At 62.5% G+C, this 15,643-nt stretch carries 14 protein-coding genes; 8 read left to right on the forward strand and 6 right to left on the reverse strand.

Annotated elements, in window-relative coordinates:
- The first annotated feature begins 63 nt into the window (after positions 1-63).
- Positions 64-1,119 (forward strand): 2-oxoacid:ferredoxin oxidoreductase subunit beta, encoded by a 1,056-nt coding sequence (locus K3F49_RS06970; protein ID WP_234680141.1) that lies wholly within the window; start codon positions 64-66, stop codon positions 1,117-1,119.
- Between the two features lie 15 nt (positions 1,120-1,134).
- Here the strand turns inward: K3F49_RS06970 and K3F49_RS06975 are convergent, their stop codons facing one another.
- From K3F49_RS06975 to K3F49_RS06985, 3 genes are all read right to left on the reverse strand, one after another.
- Positions 1,135-1,578 carry a DUF4399 domain-containing protein gene (locus tag K3F49_RS06975; protein WP_234680142.1) on the reverse strand — a complete coding sequence of 148 codons (444 nt, stop codon included), beginning with the start codon at positions 1,576-1,578 and terminating at the stop codon, positions 1,135-1,137.
- Between the two features lie 45 nt (positions 1,579-1,623).
- Entirely contained in the window at positions 1,624-3,183 is a 1,560-nt protein-coding gene (locus K3F49_RS06980) for an SUMF1/EgtB/PvdO family nonheme iron enzyme (protein ID WP_234680143.1), read from the reverse strand.
- A gap of 251 nt (positions 3,184-3,434) precedes the next feature.
- Entirely contained in the window at positions 3,435-4,019 is a 585-nt protein-coding gene (locus K3F49_RS06985; protein ID WP_234680144.1) for an STM3941 family protein, read from the reverse strand.
- Between the two features lie 196 nt (positions 4,020-4,215).
- Between K3F49_RS06985 and K3F49_RS06990 the strand changes: the two genes are divergently transcribed.
- From K3F49_RS06990 to K3F49_RS07015, 6 genes are all read left to right on the forward strand, one after another.
- A complete protein-coding gene (locus K3F49_RS06990) occupies positions 4,216-4,836 on the forward strand; it encodes an HMG-box domain-containing protein (protein ID WP_234680145.1) in 621 nt (206 codons plus the stop codon).
- Between the two features lie 99 nt (positions 4,837-4,935).
- Complete coding sequence (locus tag K3F49_RS06995) at positions 4,936-5,385, forward strand: DsrE family protein (protein WP_234680146.1); 450 nt, start codon at positions 4,936-4,938, stop codon at positions 5,383-5,385.
- 179 nt (positions 5,386-5,564) lie between these two features.
- Positions 5,565-5,888 (forward strand): ArsR/SmtB family transcription factor, encoded by a 324-nt coding sequence (locus K3F49_RS07000; RefSeq protein ID WP_234680147.1) that lies wholly within the window; start codon positions 5,565-5,567, stop codon positions 5,886-5,888.
- The gene (locus tag K3F49_RS07005; protein WP_234680148.1) at positions 5,885-6,316 is read left to right on the forward strand and encodes an SRPBCC family protein; all 432 of its coding nucleotides are present in this window, start codon (positions 5,885-5,887) and stop codon (positions 6,314-6,316) included. The genes K3F49_RS07000 and K3F49_RS07005 overlap by 4 nt, the downstream gene beginning before the upstream one ends.
- A 45-nt stretch (positions 6,317-6,361) precedes the next feature.
- Positions 6,362-6,574 (forward strand): hypothetical protein, encoded by a 213-nt coding sequence (locus K3F49_RS07010; protein ID WP_234680149.1) that lies wholly within the window; start codon positions 6,362-6,364, stop codon positions 6,572-6,574.
- On the forward strand, positions 6,571-7,011 hold the full coding sequence (locus tag K3F49_RS07015) for a DUF1801 domain-containing protein (protein ID WP_234680150.1): 441 nt from the start codon (positions 6,571-6,573) through the stop codon (positions 7,009-7,011). The genes K3F49_RS07010 and K3F49_RS07015 overlap by 4 nt, the downstream gene beginning before the upstream one ends.
- 15 nt (positions 7,012-7,026) lie before the next feature.
- Here K3F49_RS07015 and K3F49_RS07020 read toward each other — a convergent pair whose 3' ends face one another.
- Genes K3F49_RS07020 through K3F49_RS07030 form a run of 3 tightly spaced genes read right to left on the reverse strand, consistent with a single transcriptional unit; the run spans position 7,027 to position 11,802 of the window.
- Positions 7,027-8,565 (reverse strand): SpoVR family protein, encoded by a 1,539-nt coding sequence (locus K3F49_RS07020; RefSeq protein WP_234680151.1) that lies wholly within the window; start codon positions 8,563-8,565, stop codon positions 7,027-7,029.
- The gene (locus K3F49_RS07025) at positions 8,562-9,839 is read right to left on the reverse strand and encodes a YeaH/YhbH family protein (RefSeq protein WP_234680588.1); all 1,278 of its coding nucleotides are present in this window, start codon (positions 9,837-9,839) and stop codon (positions 8,562-8,564) included. The genes K3F49_RS07020 and K3F49_RS07025 overlap by 4 nt, the downstream gene beginning before the upstream one ends.
- Before the next feature lie 19 nt (positions 9,840-9,858).
- Positions 9,859-11,802: a PrkA family serine protein kinase gene (locus K3F49_RS07030; protein WP_234680152.1), complete on the reverse strand. Its 1,944-nt coding sequence runs from the start codon at positions 11,800-11,802 to the stop codon at positions 9,859-9,861.
- Positions 11,803-12,780: 978 nt separating this feature from the next.
- On the opposite strand from K3F49_RS07030, the gene K3F49_RS07035 reads away from it, so the two are divergent.
- On the forward strand, positions 12,781-15,630 hold the full coding sequence (locus tag K3F49_RS07035; RefSeq protein WP_234680153.1) for a bifunctional transaldolase/phosoglucose isomerase: 2,850 nt from the start codon (positions 12,781-12,783) through the stop codon (positions 15,628-15,630).
- Positions 15,631-15,643: the final 13 nt, after the last annotated feature.

The raw sequence follows: 15,643 nt of genomic DNA on the forward strand, positions 1-15,643 counted from the left end.
CGCCAAGACGTGGATGGCCGGGACAAGCCCGGCCATGACGGGCTTGGGATCGCAGGTGCTCTCATGACCTACATCGCAAAGCCGAAATTCCATCATCCCGGCCTGAAGAAGAACGAGCTCGGCTACACCCATCGCGACTACGAAGGAAAAATCTCGACGCTGTGCGCCGGCTGCGGCCATGACTCGATCACGGCCTCGATCATCGAGGCCTGCTACGAGCTCTCGATCGAGCCGCACCGCGTGGCGAAGATTTCCGGCATCGGCTGCTCGTCGAAGACGCCGGACTATTTCCTCGGCAATTCGCACGGCTTCAATTCCGTGCACGGCCGCATGCCGAGCGTGCTGACAGGCGCCAATCTCGCCAACCGCGATCTGATCTATCTCGGCGTCTCCGGTGACGGCGATTCCGCCTCGATCGGCTTCGGCCAGTTCGCGCATTCGATCCGGCGCGGCGTCAACATGACCTATATCGTCGAGAACAACGGCGTCTACGGCCTGACCAAGGGCCAGTTCTCGGCCACCGCCGACCGCGGCTCGAAGAGCAAGAAGGGCGTCACTAACACCGACAATGCCATCGACCTCGTCGCAATCGCGCTGCAGCTGGGTGCCACCTTCGTGGCGCGCTCGTTCTCCGGCGACAAGAGCCAGCTGGTGCCACTGATCGCGGCCGCGATCGGCCACAAGGGCGCGTCCTTCATCGACGTCATCAGCCCCTGCATCGCGTTCAACAACCACGCCGGTTCGACCAAGAGCTTTGACTATGTCCGCGAGCACAACGACGCCGTGAACCGGCTCGACGTGCTGGTCGGCCGCGATCCCATCGCCGTCGATTACGCGCCGGGCACGGTGCAGGTGGTCGAGCAGCATGACGGCAGCAAGATCGCGCTGCGCAAGATCGACGCCGATTACGATCCGCATGACCGGCTCGGCGCCCAGACCTTCCTCGCGAGGCACGCCGCCAAGGGCCAGATCGTCACTGGGCTGCTCTATGTCGACCCCGACGCGGAAGATCTGCACAGCCATCTTAACACGGTCGAGACGCCGCTCAACACGCTGGAAGCGGATACGCTGTGCCCGGGCTCGGCGACGCTGGACAAGTTCAACGCCAGCCTGCGGTGATCTCTCGCTGGCGCTCTATCGCGACGAAGCGGGCTGCCTGACGCGCACGGTGATCTTGTCCGACACGACGGGCGGATCGAACGGATAGTGCTTTGCATCGCCCAGTACCAGCTGCAGCGTATGGGTCCCCGGCGGAAGCTCGAGCTGGGTCTCGGTCTGTCCTGCCCCGAAATGCAGATGCGACTTGTCCTGCAGGATCGGCTCCTTGGGATCGATGGGGTCGTTGACGTCGATCAGCAGATGATGATGACCGGCGTTCTGATAATCGTCGCCGGCATGGGTCACGCCCATGTTGTGCAGGCCGAACCGGACCAGGAAGGCACCGCGAACCCTCTGCCCGTCATGCGGAGTGATGAAATAGAGCTTTGCGTCCTTGGGAGCGGTCTTGCCTTGCGAAAAGGCGGCGCAGGGAAGCGATGCGAGCGCCGCCGACAGCGCGATGCAACGAAGGATTTTCATCGAACCTGCTCCTGCGCTTCAAGGACTGCACTTCAAGGACTGCGCTCAAGGACCGAGCGCGACGCGGAAGCCGTGCGTCGGATAACGAACATTGGTGTCGTAGCCGTCGCGATTGGACGGCCTCACATATCTCGAATCGTTCTTCCAGGAGCCCGAGCGCAGGACATGCGAGGCACAATCGCCGCTGTTCCACGCCGAGCCGTCCGCGGGTGCGCCCTGATAGGTCCTGTGCCAGCAATCCTCGACCCACTGGTCGACACCGCCACCCATATCGTAGAGGCCGAACGGATTGGGCTTGAAGCTGCCGACCTTCGCGGGCTGCTCGGCCGCGAGGTCCCCGCAATCCTTGCACCCCGCCATGCTCGGCTGGAGCTTGTCGCCCCACCAATATTTGGTCTGCGTTCCGCCGCGCGCGGCATACTCCCATTCCGCTTCACTCGGAAGCCGATAAGGCTTCTTGGTCGCCTGTGCGAGATACGCCACATATTGGTGTGCGTCGGTCCAGCTCACATTGCTGACCGGCGCATCGTCTTTTCCGACAGCCGTGAAGTCGCAAGCCTTTGCGGCCGCGCATTCGTTCCATTCCTGCACCGTCACTGGATATTTGCCGATCGAGAACGGCTTGATCGCGACCTGATGAACGGGCCGTTCGGTCGGGTCCTCATTGCTTCCCATCGCAAAGCTGCCGCCGCGAATGGCTATCATCTCGGGTTCGCGAGGCGGCGGCGCCGCCTGGCTTGGCGTTTGAGTTTGACTTGATCCTTGATTTGGCGCCGGAGCGGGTGATGGAGATGCCGACGCCACTGAGGGAGTCGGCGAAGGCGTTTGCGCTGCGGCTTCGCGCGGCGGAGGTTGCGGGCTCGGCGATGCGGCCGGAGCAACAGCCGGCGCGGCCGCCTGTTCGCCGGTTTTGCCCGGTGGCTGCGCCAGCAGATACCACAGCACGCCAGAGGCAATCACCAGCAGCGTAATGCCCAGGAGAAAGATCAAGGTATTCTCGCGCCGGCCGCGCGTCCTGCCGACTGCATCGGCGTCCGGCAGCACGCGATAGATGCGCACGGGATCGGTGATGTTCTTGACCTTGCGATCGCCGAGCGACTCATAACCGCACACCACCTTGTGCTTGATCTGCTCGTAGATCGCGCCCGAGATGTAGACCTGACCGGGCTCGGCAATGCCCTCGATGCGCGTGGCGATGTTGACGCCATCGCCGTAGACGTCGTCCGGCTCAACGATGACGTCACCGAGATTGACGCCAATTCGGTATTCGATCCGGGAGTCCTTTGGAATCGAGGCGTTGCGGCCGACGAGGTTCTGCTGGATGACGATGCTGCACCGAACGGCCTCGACGGGGCTGTCGAAAATGGCGATGAAACCATCGCCCGTGGTCTTCACCAAAGTTCCATGATGCTCGACGATGCTGGGTTCGATGAGGTCCCGCTCGATCCGCTTGACGCGGACATGCGTGCCTTCCTCGTCGGCCTGCATCAAGCGACTGTAGGATGCGATGTCACCGACAATGATGGCTGCGAGACGACGAGGCATTGCACCGTGCGGAGGCGGCTCGTTGTGATTCCCGGATCTGAAATTACGAATTTCGCCCATTGCGGGGGGACTCCACAAACCTACAAGAGGCGGCCCCAGCCTACGACGTCGAGAAACAATCGCGTGTGAACGCTATCACATTGACGAACTGGAACAACGTCGAAGGAATCGCCGACAGCGGGTTCCGGAGACCAGGAGCATGTGAGTTGCCTGAACCTTCCTGGCCCAACCAGCGACTAAGGCGACGCTCGGAGCAGCCATCTCAGCTCCGGGAGTGCACCGCCCGCTGAGAAAGCAATCAGGTCCGATCCTTAGCTCACAGGTTCCGGCGCGGGCTCGGGCTCTGGCACGGAATGGTCCGCATGGGCCGGACGTCCGGCGCCCCAATATTGCTTGCAGGTCGCGAGCAATGTTTCGGTGTTCACGGTCAGGCCGCCCGCATTGACGATCACGCTGTCAGCGCCAAGCGCCTTGTTCATCATCGACAAGGCCTGCGTCGCGAATCCACCGGAAAATCGCTGGGCGATGAGTGGATCGACCTTGAGCACCACGAATTTCTGCGCGCGCTTCTCCCACAGAAAAATCTTTCGCACGGCGCTCCAGGCGATGGTTTCGCCGGCGAGCCTGGTGTCGCGAATGCCGACACGGCTGATGAAGACCACCGGCTGCCTGGCGGAGGCCAGCCTCCAGAGCATCCTGCAGGTCGCAAGACCGAAAAACACCGCGCCGATGTAGCAGGCGGCGACCTCGAACGTGGTGACGTTCTTGCCTTCCTGCCAGCTGAATGCGAGCCCGGCACAGAGCAGCGTCAGCACCAGGCTGCCGCCGAAAAACATCAGCAACCGGGCGCGGGAAAACCCGATCGCAAGATTCGGCAAGTTCTGACTTTCGGACATTTCGATCGCCTCCAGCCATTTGCAGCAACCTGGGGTCTATCCACGCCGCTCCTCTGCAACGGTTAAGCCTGGAACCTTGTGCGAGGCTGCCGAAGGGAATGCGGTTGAACGCACCGTGTTCGGCTTGCGACTAACGGCCTGTTGGCCCCCACCGTCCCGATGCGGGCCGTCATTGGCCGATTTATCCGGTGCGACCATGAAGCTTGCCCTCATCCTTCCGCTTGCCCTTGTCGCCTTGATAGGCGTCGCCCGGGCCGAGGAGGCCGACGACCTCCGCGAAGCGAACAAGACCGAAACCGAGACCTTCAACGCGCGCATCTATGCAGGCACGCCCGGCAAGACGGCCTATGCCTGCTTCGTCCGGCGCTACGATGCCGAGCACCTGGCGCGGCATCCGAACCAGAAGGTTGCCGCGATGAAGCTGCTGGTCTCGGCGGAGATCGACAGCGAGGAGAAGCAGCTCCACAATTCCTTCCGGCTCGGCTTCCGGTATCGCCACCGCAGCGGCGATTTCGACTCCAGCGGCTCCTGTCACCACGTGGTGCTGACCAAGGACGCCGGCGAGGTCCGCCTCGGCTGCGGCGTCGATTGCGAGGGCGGCGGCATCGGCGTCGCACTCTCGAAAGACGACAAATCGGCCATCGTGCGGCTCGCGAGCGTCAGGGTCTGGCTGCACAACAAGCCGGACGACGAGGCCGAGCGATCGCTGGTCGCAGGCCAGGATGACGGGATTTTCCGGCTCGACCGAGCCGACAGCAGCGAATGCGCCGCGCTCGTGACCGACCGCAAGGAACTCGCCGCGCTTCGCCACAAGTGATAAGCCTCCGTCAAAGCCAGTTGCAGTCGTTGTTTGCGCATGATCTTTCCGGAAAACCGCTGCACACTTTTCCGGATCATGCTTCGAGGGAGGATCGCCATGAACCGCCGGAACATCTTGTGGAGCACCGTCTCGGCGCTGGGCGCGGCGTTTGCCGCCTCGCGCGCCAAGGCTGCGACTGCAGCCGCGCCGTCGAACAAGCTGAAGGTCGTCTATCACCTCAGCGACGCCGACAAGGTCAATTTCGTGCTCGCCAACATCCAGAACCATATCGACGGCGTCGGCGGCCCCGACCATGTCACGATCGCGCTGGTGATCCACGGGCCGGCGTTGAAGGCATTCCATTCGGCGCAGGCCAATCCGGATATCAGCAAGCGGATCGGCGATTTCTCCAAGGACGGTGTCGAGCTCGCCGCCTGCGGCAACACGATGAAGGCGCAGAACATCACGCTGACGGATCTGCTGCCGGGGTTCGTGAGCGCGGAGAAAGGCGGCGTGGTTCGTTTGGCCGAGCTGCAGTCGCAGGGGTATCTGTACTTGCGGCCGTAAGGCGCGCCGCCACATTCTCCGTCATTGCGAGCGAAGCGAAGCAATCCAGACCGTCTCCGCGAAGGCAGGCTGGATTGCTTCGTCGCTTCGCTCCTCGCAATGACAAGTTGAGGGGGCTTGACTTACCCATAACTCCATGGTTATGAATTAATCCATAACCTACGAGTTATGGAATTCGCATGTCCGCCACCCCCGATCTTCTGTTCCGGACGCTCGCCGATCCCACAAGGCGGGCGATCTTCGAGCGGCTGTGCCGCGAGGGCGAGCAGACGGTCGGGGCACTGACGGTGCGATCCGGCGTTTCCCAACCGGCGGTCTCGAAGCATCTCGGCGCGCTAAAGCAGGCAGGGCTGGTGCGCGACCGCCATGAAGGACGCCAGACCCATTACAGCGCGCAGCCCGGTGCGCTCAATCCGCTGATCGACTGGACCAGCCAGATGGCGGGCTTCTGGCAGAACCGGCTCGATGTGCTCGACGATCTTCTGAAAAGGATGGACCAATGACTGAGGCTGCGACCGAAACACGTTCCGTGGTGATCGAGCGCGACTTTGCCTATCCGCCGGAGCGGCTGTGGCGCGCGCTGACGCAGCCGCATCTGATCGAGGAATGGCTGATGAAGAACGACTTCAAGCCGACGGTCGGCCACCGCTTCAATCTTCGCGGCGAGTGGGGCGGCGTACTCGACTGCGAAGTGCTCGCCATCGAGCCGCAGCGCTCGCTGGCCTACACTTGGAATTTCACGCATGAGGATTCGGCCTACGACCTCAAGAGCGTGGTGACGTTCACGCTCACTCCGCAGGGGGCAGGCACGCATCTGCGCGTCGAACAGGCGGGCTTCCGTCCCAGCCAGAAGCAAGCCTATGGCGGCGCGCATGCCGGCTGGAAGCAGTTTTTCACCAAGCTGGACGAGTTGCTGGCACGGGCCGAATAGCCTGACCACCGGCGTCCAATTTCAATATTTTCACAGGAGACCCAAATGAGTTCGAACATGTGGATTCGACAGATCCATCGCTGGCTGTCGATTGCCTTCACGCTTGCCGTGATCGCCAACATCGTTGCGCTGATCATGCAGGTTCAAGCGACGTGGATCGGACTGCTGGCCTTCGTGCCGCTGATTCCGTTGCTCGCGACCGGACTCTATCTGTTCGCGCTGCCCTATCTTGGCCGTAGCAGCGAGGCGCGATCATGAAAAAAGCCGTGACCGCAAGGACCAGCAGCGCGAAGGATGCAGGCGGAGCTTCGTCCTCAAAACTGATCGACGGCAGGATCAAGGAGCTCGGCGACTGGCGCGGCGAGACGCTGAAGCGGATCCGCGCGCTGATCAAGGACGCCGATCCCGACGTGGTCGAAGAATGGAAATGGCGCGGCGTTCCCGTGTGGGAGCACGACGGCATCATCTGCACCGGCGAGACCTACAAGGCCGTGGTGAAGCTGACCTTTGCCAAGGGCGCCGCGCTGGATGACCCGGCCGGCCTGTTCAATTCCAGCCTCGATGGCAATGTGCGGCGTGCGATCGACATTCCCGAGGGCGCTGAGATCAACGAGAAGGCGCTGAAGGCGCTGATCCGCGCGGCCGTGGAGCTGAACGCGTCCAAGGTCAAGAAGAAGCCGGCCAAGAAGAGCTAGGCTTGGCCGGCCGCCTCAGGCCACCGCCGCCGGGATGGGGCGCGGGCTGACGACGTATTCGCGCAGCACCTTGTCGCTCCCGTCGACCTCGATCAGCGCGACGTCATAGGTCCAAAGATCGGCCAGATGCTGCAGCACCCGCTTGGCATCAGTCTCGTTGAGCTGCGAGCCCTTGATGACGCGGTGATGCAGGATCAGCCGGCGGTCGCCGGAGAGATCGACGTCGACGACCTCGATATTGGCGTCGATGTAGCCGACGTCATGCTGCCGCGCGAGCTCGCGGCGGACGCGACGGAAGCCGCGTTCGTCGTGAATGGCATCGACCCGAATGCCGGCGCGCTCCTCGGGATCGTCATGGAGGTGGAACATGCGGAAGTGCCGCATCAGCTTCGGGCTCAGGAACTGGCCGATGAAGCTTTCGTCGCGATAGTTGGCCCAGACGTCGCGCAGCACGCCCATGACGTCGTTCTTGCCGGCAATGTCAGGGAACCACTCGCGGTCCTCGTCCGACGGACTGGTGACGATGCGCTCGATGTCCTGCATCATCGCGAAGCCGAGCGCATAGGGGTTGAAGCCCGAGAAGCGCTGATCGTCGAACTCGGGCTGGAACACCACATTGGTGTGCGATCCCAAAAATTCGAGGAAGTTGCCGTCGCTGATGCGGCCCTGCTGATGCAGCTGGGTCATGATGCGATAGTGGACGTAGGTCGCCGTCCCCTCGTTCATCACCTTGGTCTGGCTCTGCGGATAGAAATATTGCGCGATGTGGCGGACGATGCGCAGCAGCTCGCGCTGCCAGGGCGCGAGGCGCGGCGCGCTTTTCTCCAGGAAATAGAGCAGGTTTTCCTGCGGCAGGCCGAGCAGCTTGCGGCGCCGTTCGAGCGAGATCGCGGTCCGAGCCTTCGAGGCGCCCTTGGGCACGGTGCGCCAGAGGTCGTTGAAGACTTCCTCCTCGTGCTGGCGGCGGCGCCCTGCGCGCTTCTCTTCCTCGCGCAGATCGAGCTGCTTCTTGCCGGGATAGCGATCGATGCCATGCGACATCAGCGCATGCGCGGCATCCAGCGTGCGCTCGACCTCGGTGCGGCCGTAGCGCTCCTCGCACTGCATGACGTAGTTCTTGGCGAAATCCAGATAGTCGAGAATGCCTTCCGCATCGGTCCACTGCTTGAACAGATAATTGTTCTTGAAGAAGTGGTTGTGGCCGAAGGCCGCGTGCGCGATCACCAGGGTCTGCATCGTCGCCGTGTTCTCCTCCATGAGGTAGGAGATGCAGGGCGAGGAATTGATCACGATCTCATAGGCAAGGCCCATCAGGCCCTTGCGATACGACGCCTCGTGATACGCGAAATGCTTGCCGAACGACCAGTGCTTGTAGAACAGCGGCATGCCGACGGACGAATAGGCATCCAGCATCTGCTCGGCGGTGATGACCTCGATCTGGTTCGGGTAGACGTCGAGCCCGAGATCCTTCAACGCCGCCTCCTCGCAGGCATCGGTGATGCGCTGCAAGGTGTGGAAATCCCAATCGGCGCCTTCGAACAAGCGTTCCGTCATGGAGCGGCTTTCTCCTGGGCAGTTTCACGGCGCTGGAACAGATCGTGGAACACCGGGAAGATCTCGCTGCGCTCGCTGACCTTGCGCATCGAGAGCGGTGCGCCGCTGTTGCGCAGGCGGTCGTAAAGGGTCCAGAGCGAGGAATCGGAGAGATCGAAGGCGCTGCCGCCTGATTCCCCGACTTCGAGATAGGCAAAGAACTGACAGGTCGGCAGGATCTTGTCGGTCAGCAGCATGCCGGTGAGCTCGCCGTCGGAATAGGAATTGTCGCCGTCGGAGGCCTGCGCGGCGTAGATGTTCCAGTCCGACGGATCGAAGCGCTCGCGTACGATCTCGTACATCGCCTGGAGCGCGCTGGAGACCAGCGTGCCGCCGGATGCCGGACCATAGAAGAAGGTCTGCTCGTCGACCTCCTCGGCACGGTCGGTATGGCGGATGAAGACGATCTCGACATGCTTGTAGCGCCGCTTCAGGAACACGTAGAGCAGCATGTAGAAGCGTTTTGCCAGATCCTTCATGTGCTCGGACATCGAACCGGAGACGTCCATCAGGCAGAACATCACGGCTTGCGCCACCGGCCGCGGCACCTTCTCGTAGCGGCGGTAGCGGATGTCGAGCGGATCGATGAAGGGAATGCGTCTGGACTTCGCCTTCAGCTTTTCAAGCAGGGCCACAAGCTCCACGCGTTCGTCCTCGTCGGTGCAGGCAGCGATCGCGGCTTCCAGCTCGTCGATCTCTTCCTTGCTGGGACGCTTGAGCGCGATGCGGCGGGCGAGCGCCAGTTTTACGGTGCGGCTGACCGAGATGTTGGCGGGCGAGCCGGACGTGGTGTAGCCGGCGCGCTGGATCCCCTCGCTCTCGGTCTGCGCGATCTTGCGCTTGGCGAGATCGGGCAGCTCGAGGTCGTCGAGGAAGAGATCGACGAACTCGTCGCGGCTGAGCACGAAACGGAAGGCGTCCTCGCTGTCGCCTTCGCCAGGACCGGAATCCTTGGCGCTGCCCTGGCCGGAGCGCTGCAGATAGTCGCCCTCGATGAACTTCTTGTTGCCAGGCAATACCATGTCGCGCGTTCCGCCTTCACGGCGGAACCGCGGCTCGTGCATGCCATCCAGCGGGATCGTGACCTCACCCCCCTCCAGGACGTCCTTGATGTCGCGTTCCTGCGAGGTCTTCTTGACGGCGCCCTGCACCAGGGATTTGGCCCGACGCAAGAACCGCTGGCGGTTCTCAAGACTCTTGCCGCCTGGATTCAGGCGCCTGTCAATAATGTGAATGGCCACTTTCTCATCCGCCTCAACCGGCTTGCTTCACGCGCATGTACCATTCGACCAGCCGGCGAACCTGACGCTCGGTGTAGCCGCGCTCCACCATGCGTGCGACGAACTCGCCGTGCTTCTTCTCCGTCTCGCCGTCCTTCTTCGAACCGAACGAGATGACCGGAAGCAGGTCCTCGACCTGGGAGAATATCCGCTTTTCGATCACGTCGCGAATCTTCTCGTAGGAGGTCCAGGTCGGATTCTTACCGCTGTTCTGGGCCCTGGCCCGTAACGAGAATTTGACGACCTCGTTCCGGAAGTCCTTCGGGTTGGCGATGCCGGCCGGCTTCTCGATCTTGGTCAGCTCCTGGTTCAAGAGTTCGCGATCCATTAGCTGTCCCGTATCGGGATCCTTGAAGTCCTGATCCTCGATCCAGGCATCGGCATAGTCCACGTAGCGGTCGAACAGGTTCTGGCCGTAATCCGAGTAGGATTCGAGATAGGCCTTCTGGATCTCGTTACCAATGAACTCGGCGTAACGCGGCGCAAGCTCGGCCTTGATGAATTCCAGGTAGCGTTTCTCGGTCTCCTCGGGAAGCTGCTCGCGGCGGATTGCCTGCTCCAGCGCGTACATCAGGTGCACAGTATCGGCAGCGACCTCCTGCGGATCGTGGTTGAAGGTCGCGGCCAGGATCTTGAAGGCAAAGCGCGTGGAGACGCCGTCCATGCCCTCGTCGACGCCGGCGGCGTCGCGATATTCCTGGACGCTGCGCGCCTTGGGATCGGATTCCTTCAGGCTTTCGCCGTCATAAACCCGCATCTTGGCAAACAGCGTGGAATTTTCGTGCTTGCGCAGACGTGACATCACCGAGAACCGTGCCATCGTCTCCAGCGTCGCGGGCGCGCAAGGTGCCGAGGCAAGCTCTGAGCCCTGGATCAGCTTCTCGTAGATCTTCTGCTCTTCGGTGTACCGCAGGACATAGGGCACCTTGATCACACAGATGCGGTCGATGAAAGCTTCGTTGTTCTTGTTGGACTTGAAGCTCGTCCACTCGGCCTCGTTCGAGTGCGCGAGGATGACGCCGGTGAACGGGATCGCGCCGATGTTCTCGGTGCCGATGTAGTTGCCTTCCTGCGTCGCGGTGAGCAGGGGGTGCAACATCTTGATCGGCGCTTTGAACATCTCGACGAATTCGAGAATGCCCTGGTTGGCGCGATTGAGGCCGCCCGAATAGCTGTAGGCGTCGGGATCGTTCTGCGCGTAGGTCTCGAGCTTGCGGATATCGACCTTGCCGACCAGCGAGGAGATGTCCTGGTTGTTCTCATCGCCGGGTTCGGTCTTGGCGACAGCGATCTGGCGCAGCCGCGACGGCTGGATTTTTGCAACACGAAACTGAGAAATATCGCCGCCGAAGGCCTCGAGCCGCTTGTAGCACCACGGGCTCATCAACCCGGTGAGACGGCGGCGCGGAATGCCGTACTTCTCTTCCAGTATCGGCCCAAGCTGATCGGGATCGAACAGGCTGAGCGGGCTTTCGAACACCGGCGAGAGTTCGTCGCCGGCCTTGAGCACGTAGATCGGCTGCACTTCCATCAGCGACTTCAGCCGCTCGGCGAGCGAGGATTTGCCGCCGCCGACCGGGCCGAGCAGATAGAGGATCTGCTTGCGCTCTTCCAGGCCCTGCGCCGCATGGCGGAAGAAACCGACGATGCGCTCGATGGTCTCTTCCATGCCGTAGAAGCCGGCGAAGGCCGGATAGGTGCGGATCGTGCGGTTCAAAAAAATACGGCCAAGGCGTGGGTCCTTGGCCGTGTCAATCGTCTGAGGCTCGCCGATCGCCGCTAGTAACCGTTCGGCCGCGTTCGCGTATTTCATGGGATCGCTTCGACACGATTCCAGGTATTCCGCCATCGACATGTCGTGCTGGCTTCTCGCCTCGAACGACTTAGCGAAAGCGTTGAATAGAGAATCGTTGTACATGATCCCTCTCCGCGTGAGTTCCGCTACAAGCTGAAACGAAAGCAGTTACTGGACCGTTCCTCAGGCCGCTTCTCGAATCAGCGTGAGCACATGACGTTCATTGGACACCCGGGTGCCAACACGACGCAATGTACAAGGTAGGCACTCGCTGAATTACGAACAGGCACTTGCCTGTAAATTGTGCGAATCTCTATCTATCTTCGCTCATTTCCAGAAATTGTCACTCGCTCGCCACATCCGGGCAATACCGGGGACGACTCCCCCGGCACTGCAACATGACAATCTGCGAGCGGCAAACTTATGACGCTTGCAGGACGACGCCACCTTTTGAGCCCGCCTTGGGCGTCGCGTTCATCTTCCTGCTGCGATGCGATGCGCGCTGCATCCAGCATGAATGGATGCGGCAAGCGCGCAGCGCTGTATCAAAATCGGTCGCCTAACCCTCCGAATGGATAACAATCAGACCGTTCGACGCGCACAGCAGTGCGGATGCAGGAGTGCTGCCGCGCTTGAAAGCAAGGTTTGCGCACGACAATTCATCGCGGAGCCCGCCGCGACCAGCAGCCGCAAGACGCAACGATCGATGTCGAGATTGTGCGATGCAGACGGCAACGCCGTCAGGATGTGCGTGCATGCCTTCCCCCAGCATGGCAATTCGCGATGAAGCCAATGACGATCAGACAGCTCGATGACCGCTGACGACACTCCGCGACGCGACAGATGTCCTCACGCAACAAGGCTTAAACGTCAGCGAAGCTTGGACGTAACAAGGCTCGGGCCGAACCATCCCGGCCAGACTATTATTACGCAAAAGCACGACTTCCGCAGGGATCGCCATGATCGCGACGGAGTTAAGCTGAGAGAATGACGCCAATACCCTTGATTGGTTCCCTCCCGGGAGCATGTGAGTTAAAGGATAGCGCGTCAGGACCGGCGCGGAAACCCCCTCCGCCCGCAGGCTTGGAGATAAAAAGCATCATGAATCCCGTCAAAGAACTGGAAAAGCACGGACAAGCCGTCTGGCTGGACTTCCTCGCCCGTGGCTTCATCGCCAAGGGCGACCTGAAGCGGCTGATCGACACCGACGGCGTCAAGGGCGTCACCTCCAATCCGTCGATCTTCGAGAAGGCGATCGGCAGCTCGGACGAATACGACGCTCCGATCGGCAAGGCGCTGAAGCGCGGCGACCGGACCGTGGCCGATTTGTTCGAGGCGGTCGCCATCGAGGACATCCAGAACGCCGCCGACGTGCTGCGGCCGGTCTATGACCGTCTCAAAGGCCATGACGGCTATGTCAGCCTCGAGGTTTCGCCCTATCTGGCAATGGACACCGCCGGCACGGTCGCCGAGGCACGGCGGCTCTGGAAGGACGTCAACCGCAAGAACCTGATGGTGAAGGTGCCGGCGACGCCGGAGGGCCTGCCGGCGATCGAAACGCTGATCGGCGACGGCATCAGCATCAACATCACCCTGCTGTTTTCGAAGGCGGTCTATCTGGAGGTCGCCGAGGCCTATCTCGCCGGTCTCGAAAAATACGTCGCCGGCGGTGGCGACCCCTCGCATGTCGCGAGCGTGGCGAGCTTCTTCGTCAGCCGCATCGACTCCGTGGTCGACAAGCAACTCGACGAGAAGATTGCCCGGGCCAACGACCCGTCCGAGAAGGAGCGGCTCGCCGCGCTGAAGGGCAAGGTCGCGATCGCCAACGCCAAGGTCGCCTATCAGGACTACAAGCGCCTGTTCTCGGGCCCCCGCTGGGAGAAGCTTGCCGCCAAGGGCGCCAAGCCGCAGCGCATGCTGTGGGCCTCGACCGGCACCAAGAACAAGGACTACAGCGACGTCCTCTATGTCGAGGAGCTGATCGGCCCCGACACCATCAACACCGTGCCGCCGGCGACGCTTGATGCGTTCCGCGACCACGGCAAGCCGCGCGACAGCCTGGAGGAAAACGTCGACGACGCCCGTCGCGTGCTGGACGAGCTCGAGCGCTCCGGCGTCTCGCTCGACGCCATCACCAAGGAACTCGTCAAGGACGGCGTCAAGCAGTTCGCCGATGCCGCCGACAAGCTCTATGGCGCGGTCGCCCACAAGCGCGTAACCGTGCTCGGGCCCGCGATCGACCGCCAGCAGCTGTCGCTGGGTGACGGCCTCGGCAAGGCCGTGGCTGAGAGCACCGAGGAGTGGCGCGCATCGGCCAAGATCCGCAGGCTGTGGCAGCGCGACAAGGCGGTCTGGACCGGGACGGACGAGGACAAATGGCTCGGCTGGCTCGACAGCGCGGCGAAAGCCGACGTCGCCGACTACGAGGACTATGCCAACCGCGTGAAGGGCCAGAAATTCTCCGACGCCGTCGTGCTCGGCATGGGCGGGTCGAGCCTCGGACCCGAGGTGCTGGCCGAAACCTTTGCAAGGAAGGCGGGCTTCCCAAAGCTGCACGTGCTGGATTCCACCGATCCGGCGCAGGTGCGGGCGATGGAGGCCCGGATCGACATCGCCAACACCGTGTTCATCGTCTCCAGCAAATCCGGCGGCACCACCGAGCCGAACGCGATGAAGGACTACTTCCACGAGCGCGTCGCGCAGGCGCTCGGCCCGAAGGCCAGGGCCGGCTTCCGCTTCATCGCGGTGACCGACCCCGGCTCGTCGCTGGAGAAGGCGGCGAAGAAGCTCAACTATGCCCGCATCTTCCATGGCGAGCCGTCGATCGGCGGCCGCTATTCGGTGCTGTCGCCGTTCGGCCTGGTGCCGGCGGCCACGGCCGGCATCGACGTCAAGACCTTCATCAAGCATGCGCTCTCGATGGCGCGCTCCTGCGGGCCGGACGTGCCGCCAGCTGAGAACCCGGGCGTGCAGCTCGGCCTCGCCATGGGCCTCGCTGGCCTCGAAGGCCGCGACAAGGTGACGATCCTGGCATCGAAGAAGATCGCCGATTTCGGCGCCTGGGCCGAGCAGCTCATCGCGGAATCGACCGGCAAGGAGGGCAAGGGCCTGATCCCGATCGCCGGCGAGCCGCTGGTCGAGTCCTCGCTCTACGGCAACGACCGCTTCTTCATCGACATCCGCACCGAGGGCGAGACAGACGCCGCACACGATTCGGCGTTGGCCGGGATCGAAGCGGCCGGCCATCCCGTCGTCCGCATCGTCATGAAGTCGATCGAGCATCTCGGTCAGGAGTTCTTCCGCTTCGAGATGGCGACCGCGGTTGCGGGCTCGATCCTCGGCATCAACCCGTTCGACCAGCCCGACGTCGAAGCGGCGAAGATCAAGACCCGCGAGCTGACGTCGGCGTATGAGAAAACCGGCGCGCTGCCGGCCGAAGAACCTGTGGTCAGCACCGCGGAGTTCGACCTCTACACCAACGACACCAACGCCGCCGCGTTGCGCACGATGGGAGCCAATGGCGACCTCACCTCCTGGCTCAGGGCACATATCACGCGCTCGCGGCGCGGCGATTATTTTGCCCTGCTCGGATACATCGCGCGCGACACGGCCACGATCGAGGCGCTGCAGGAGATGCGGACGGCCGTGCTCGAGAAGCGGCATCTGGCGACCGCCGCCGAATTCGGCCCGCGCTTCCTGCACTCCACGGGCCAGGCCTACAAGGGCGGGCCCGACAGCGGCGTGTTCCTCCAGATCACCGCCGATGATGCCAAGGACCTGGCCGTGCCGGGCCAGAAGGCGAGCTTCGGCGTGATCAAGGCGGCGCAGGCGCGGGGCGATTTCGACGTGCTCACCGAGCGCGGCCGGCGCGCGCTCCGGGTGCACCTGAAGGGTCCGCTCAAGAAAGGTCTCGCAGCGCTCAATGCGGCGCTTAACGACGCTCTGAATTAAGAGGAATACCTCA

The organism is Bradyrhizobium monzae (assembly GCF_021458635.1).
Taxonomy (GTDB): Bacteria; Pseudomonadota; Alphaproteobacteria; order Rhizobiales; family Xanthobacteraceae; genus Bradyrhizobium.

Coding starts and splice junctions, on each gene's coding strand:
- K3F49_RS06990 (WP_234680145.1), top strand. CDS start 4,216: ATGAAGCTTGCCCTCATCCTTCCGCTTGCCCTTGTCGCCTTGATAGGC.
- K3F49_RS06985 (WP_234680144.1), bottom strand. CDS start 4,019: ATGTCCGAAAGTCAGAACTTGCCGAATCTTGCGATCGGGTTTTCCCGC.
- K3F49_RS07005 (WP_234680148.1), top strand. CDS start 5,885: ATGACTGAGGCTGCGACCGAAACACGTTCCGTGGTGATCGAGCGCGAC.
- K3F49_RS07030 (WP_234680152.1), bottom strand. CDS start 11,802: ATGTACAACGATTCTCTATTCAACGCTTTCGCTAAGTCGTTCGAGGCG.
- K3F49_RS07035 (WP_234680153.1), top strand. CDS start 12,781: ATGAATCCCGTCAAAGAACTGGAAAAGCACGGACAAGCCGTCTGGCTG.
- K3F49_RS06995 (WP_234680146.1), top strand. CDS start 4,936: ATGAACCGCCGGAACATCTTGTGGAGCACCGTCTCGGCGCTGGGCGCG.
- K3F49_RS07015 (WP_234680150.1), top strand. CDS start 6,571: ATGAAAAAAGCCGTGACCGCAAGGACCAGCAGCGCGAAGGATGCAGGC.
- K3F49_RS07020 (WP_234680151.1), bottom strand. CDS start 8,565: ATGACGGAACGCTTGTTCGAAGGCGCCGATTGGGATTTCCACACCTTG.
- K3F49_RS07010 (WP_234680149.1), top strand. CDS start 6,362: ATGAGTTCGAACATGTGGATTCGACAGATCCATCGCTGGCTGTCGATT.
- K3F49_RS06970 (WP_234680141.1), top strand. CDS start 64: ATGACCTACATCGCAAAGCCGAAATTCCATCATCCCGGCCTGAAGAAG.
- K3F49_RS06980 (WP_234680143.1), bottom strand. CDS start 3,183: ATGGGCGAAATTCGTAATTTCAGATCCGGGAATCACAACGAGCCGCCT.
- K3F49_RS06975 (WP_234680142.1), bottom strand. CDS start 1,578: ATGAAAATCCTTCGTTGCATCGCGCTGTCGGCGGCGCTCGCATCGCTT.
- K3F49_RS07000 (WP_234680147.1), top strand. CDS start 5,565: ATGTCCGCCACCCCCGATCTTCTGTTCCGGACGCTCGCCGATCCCACA.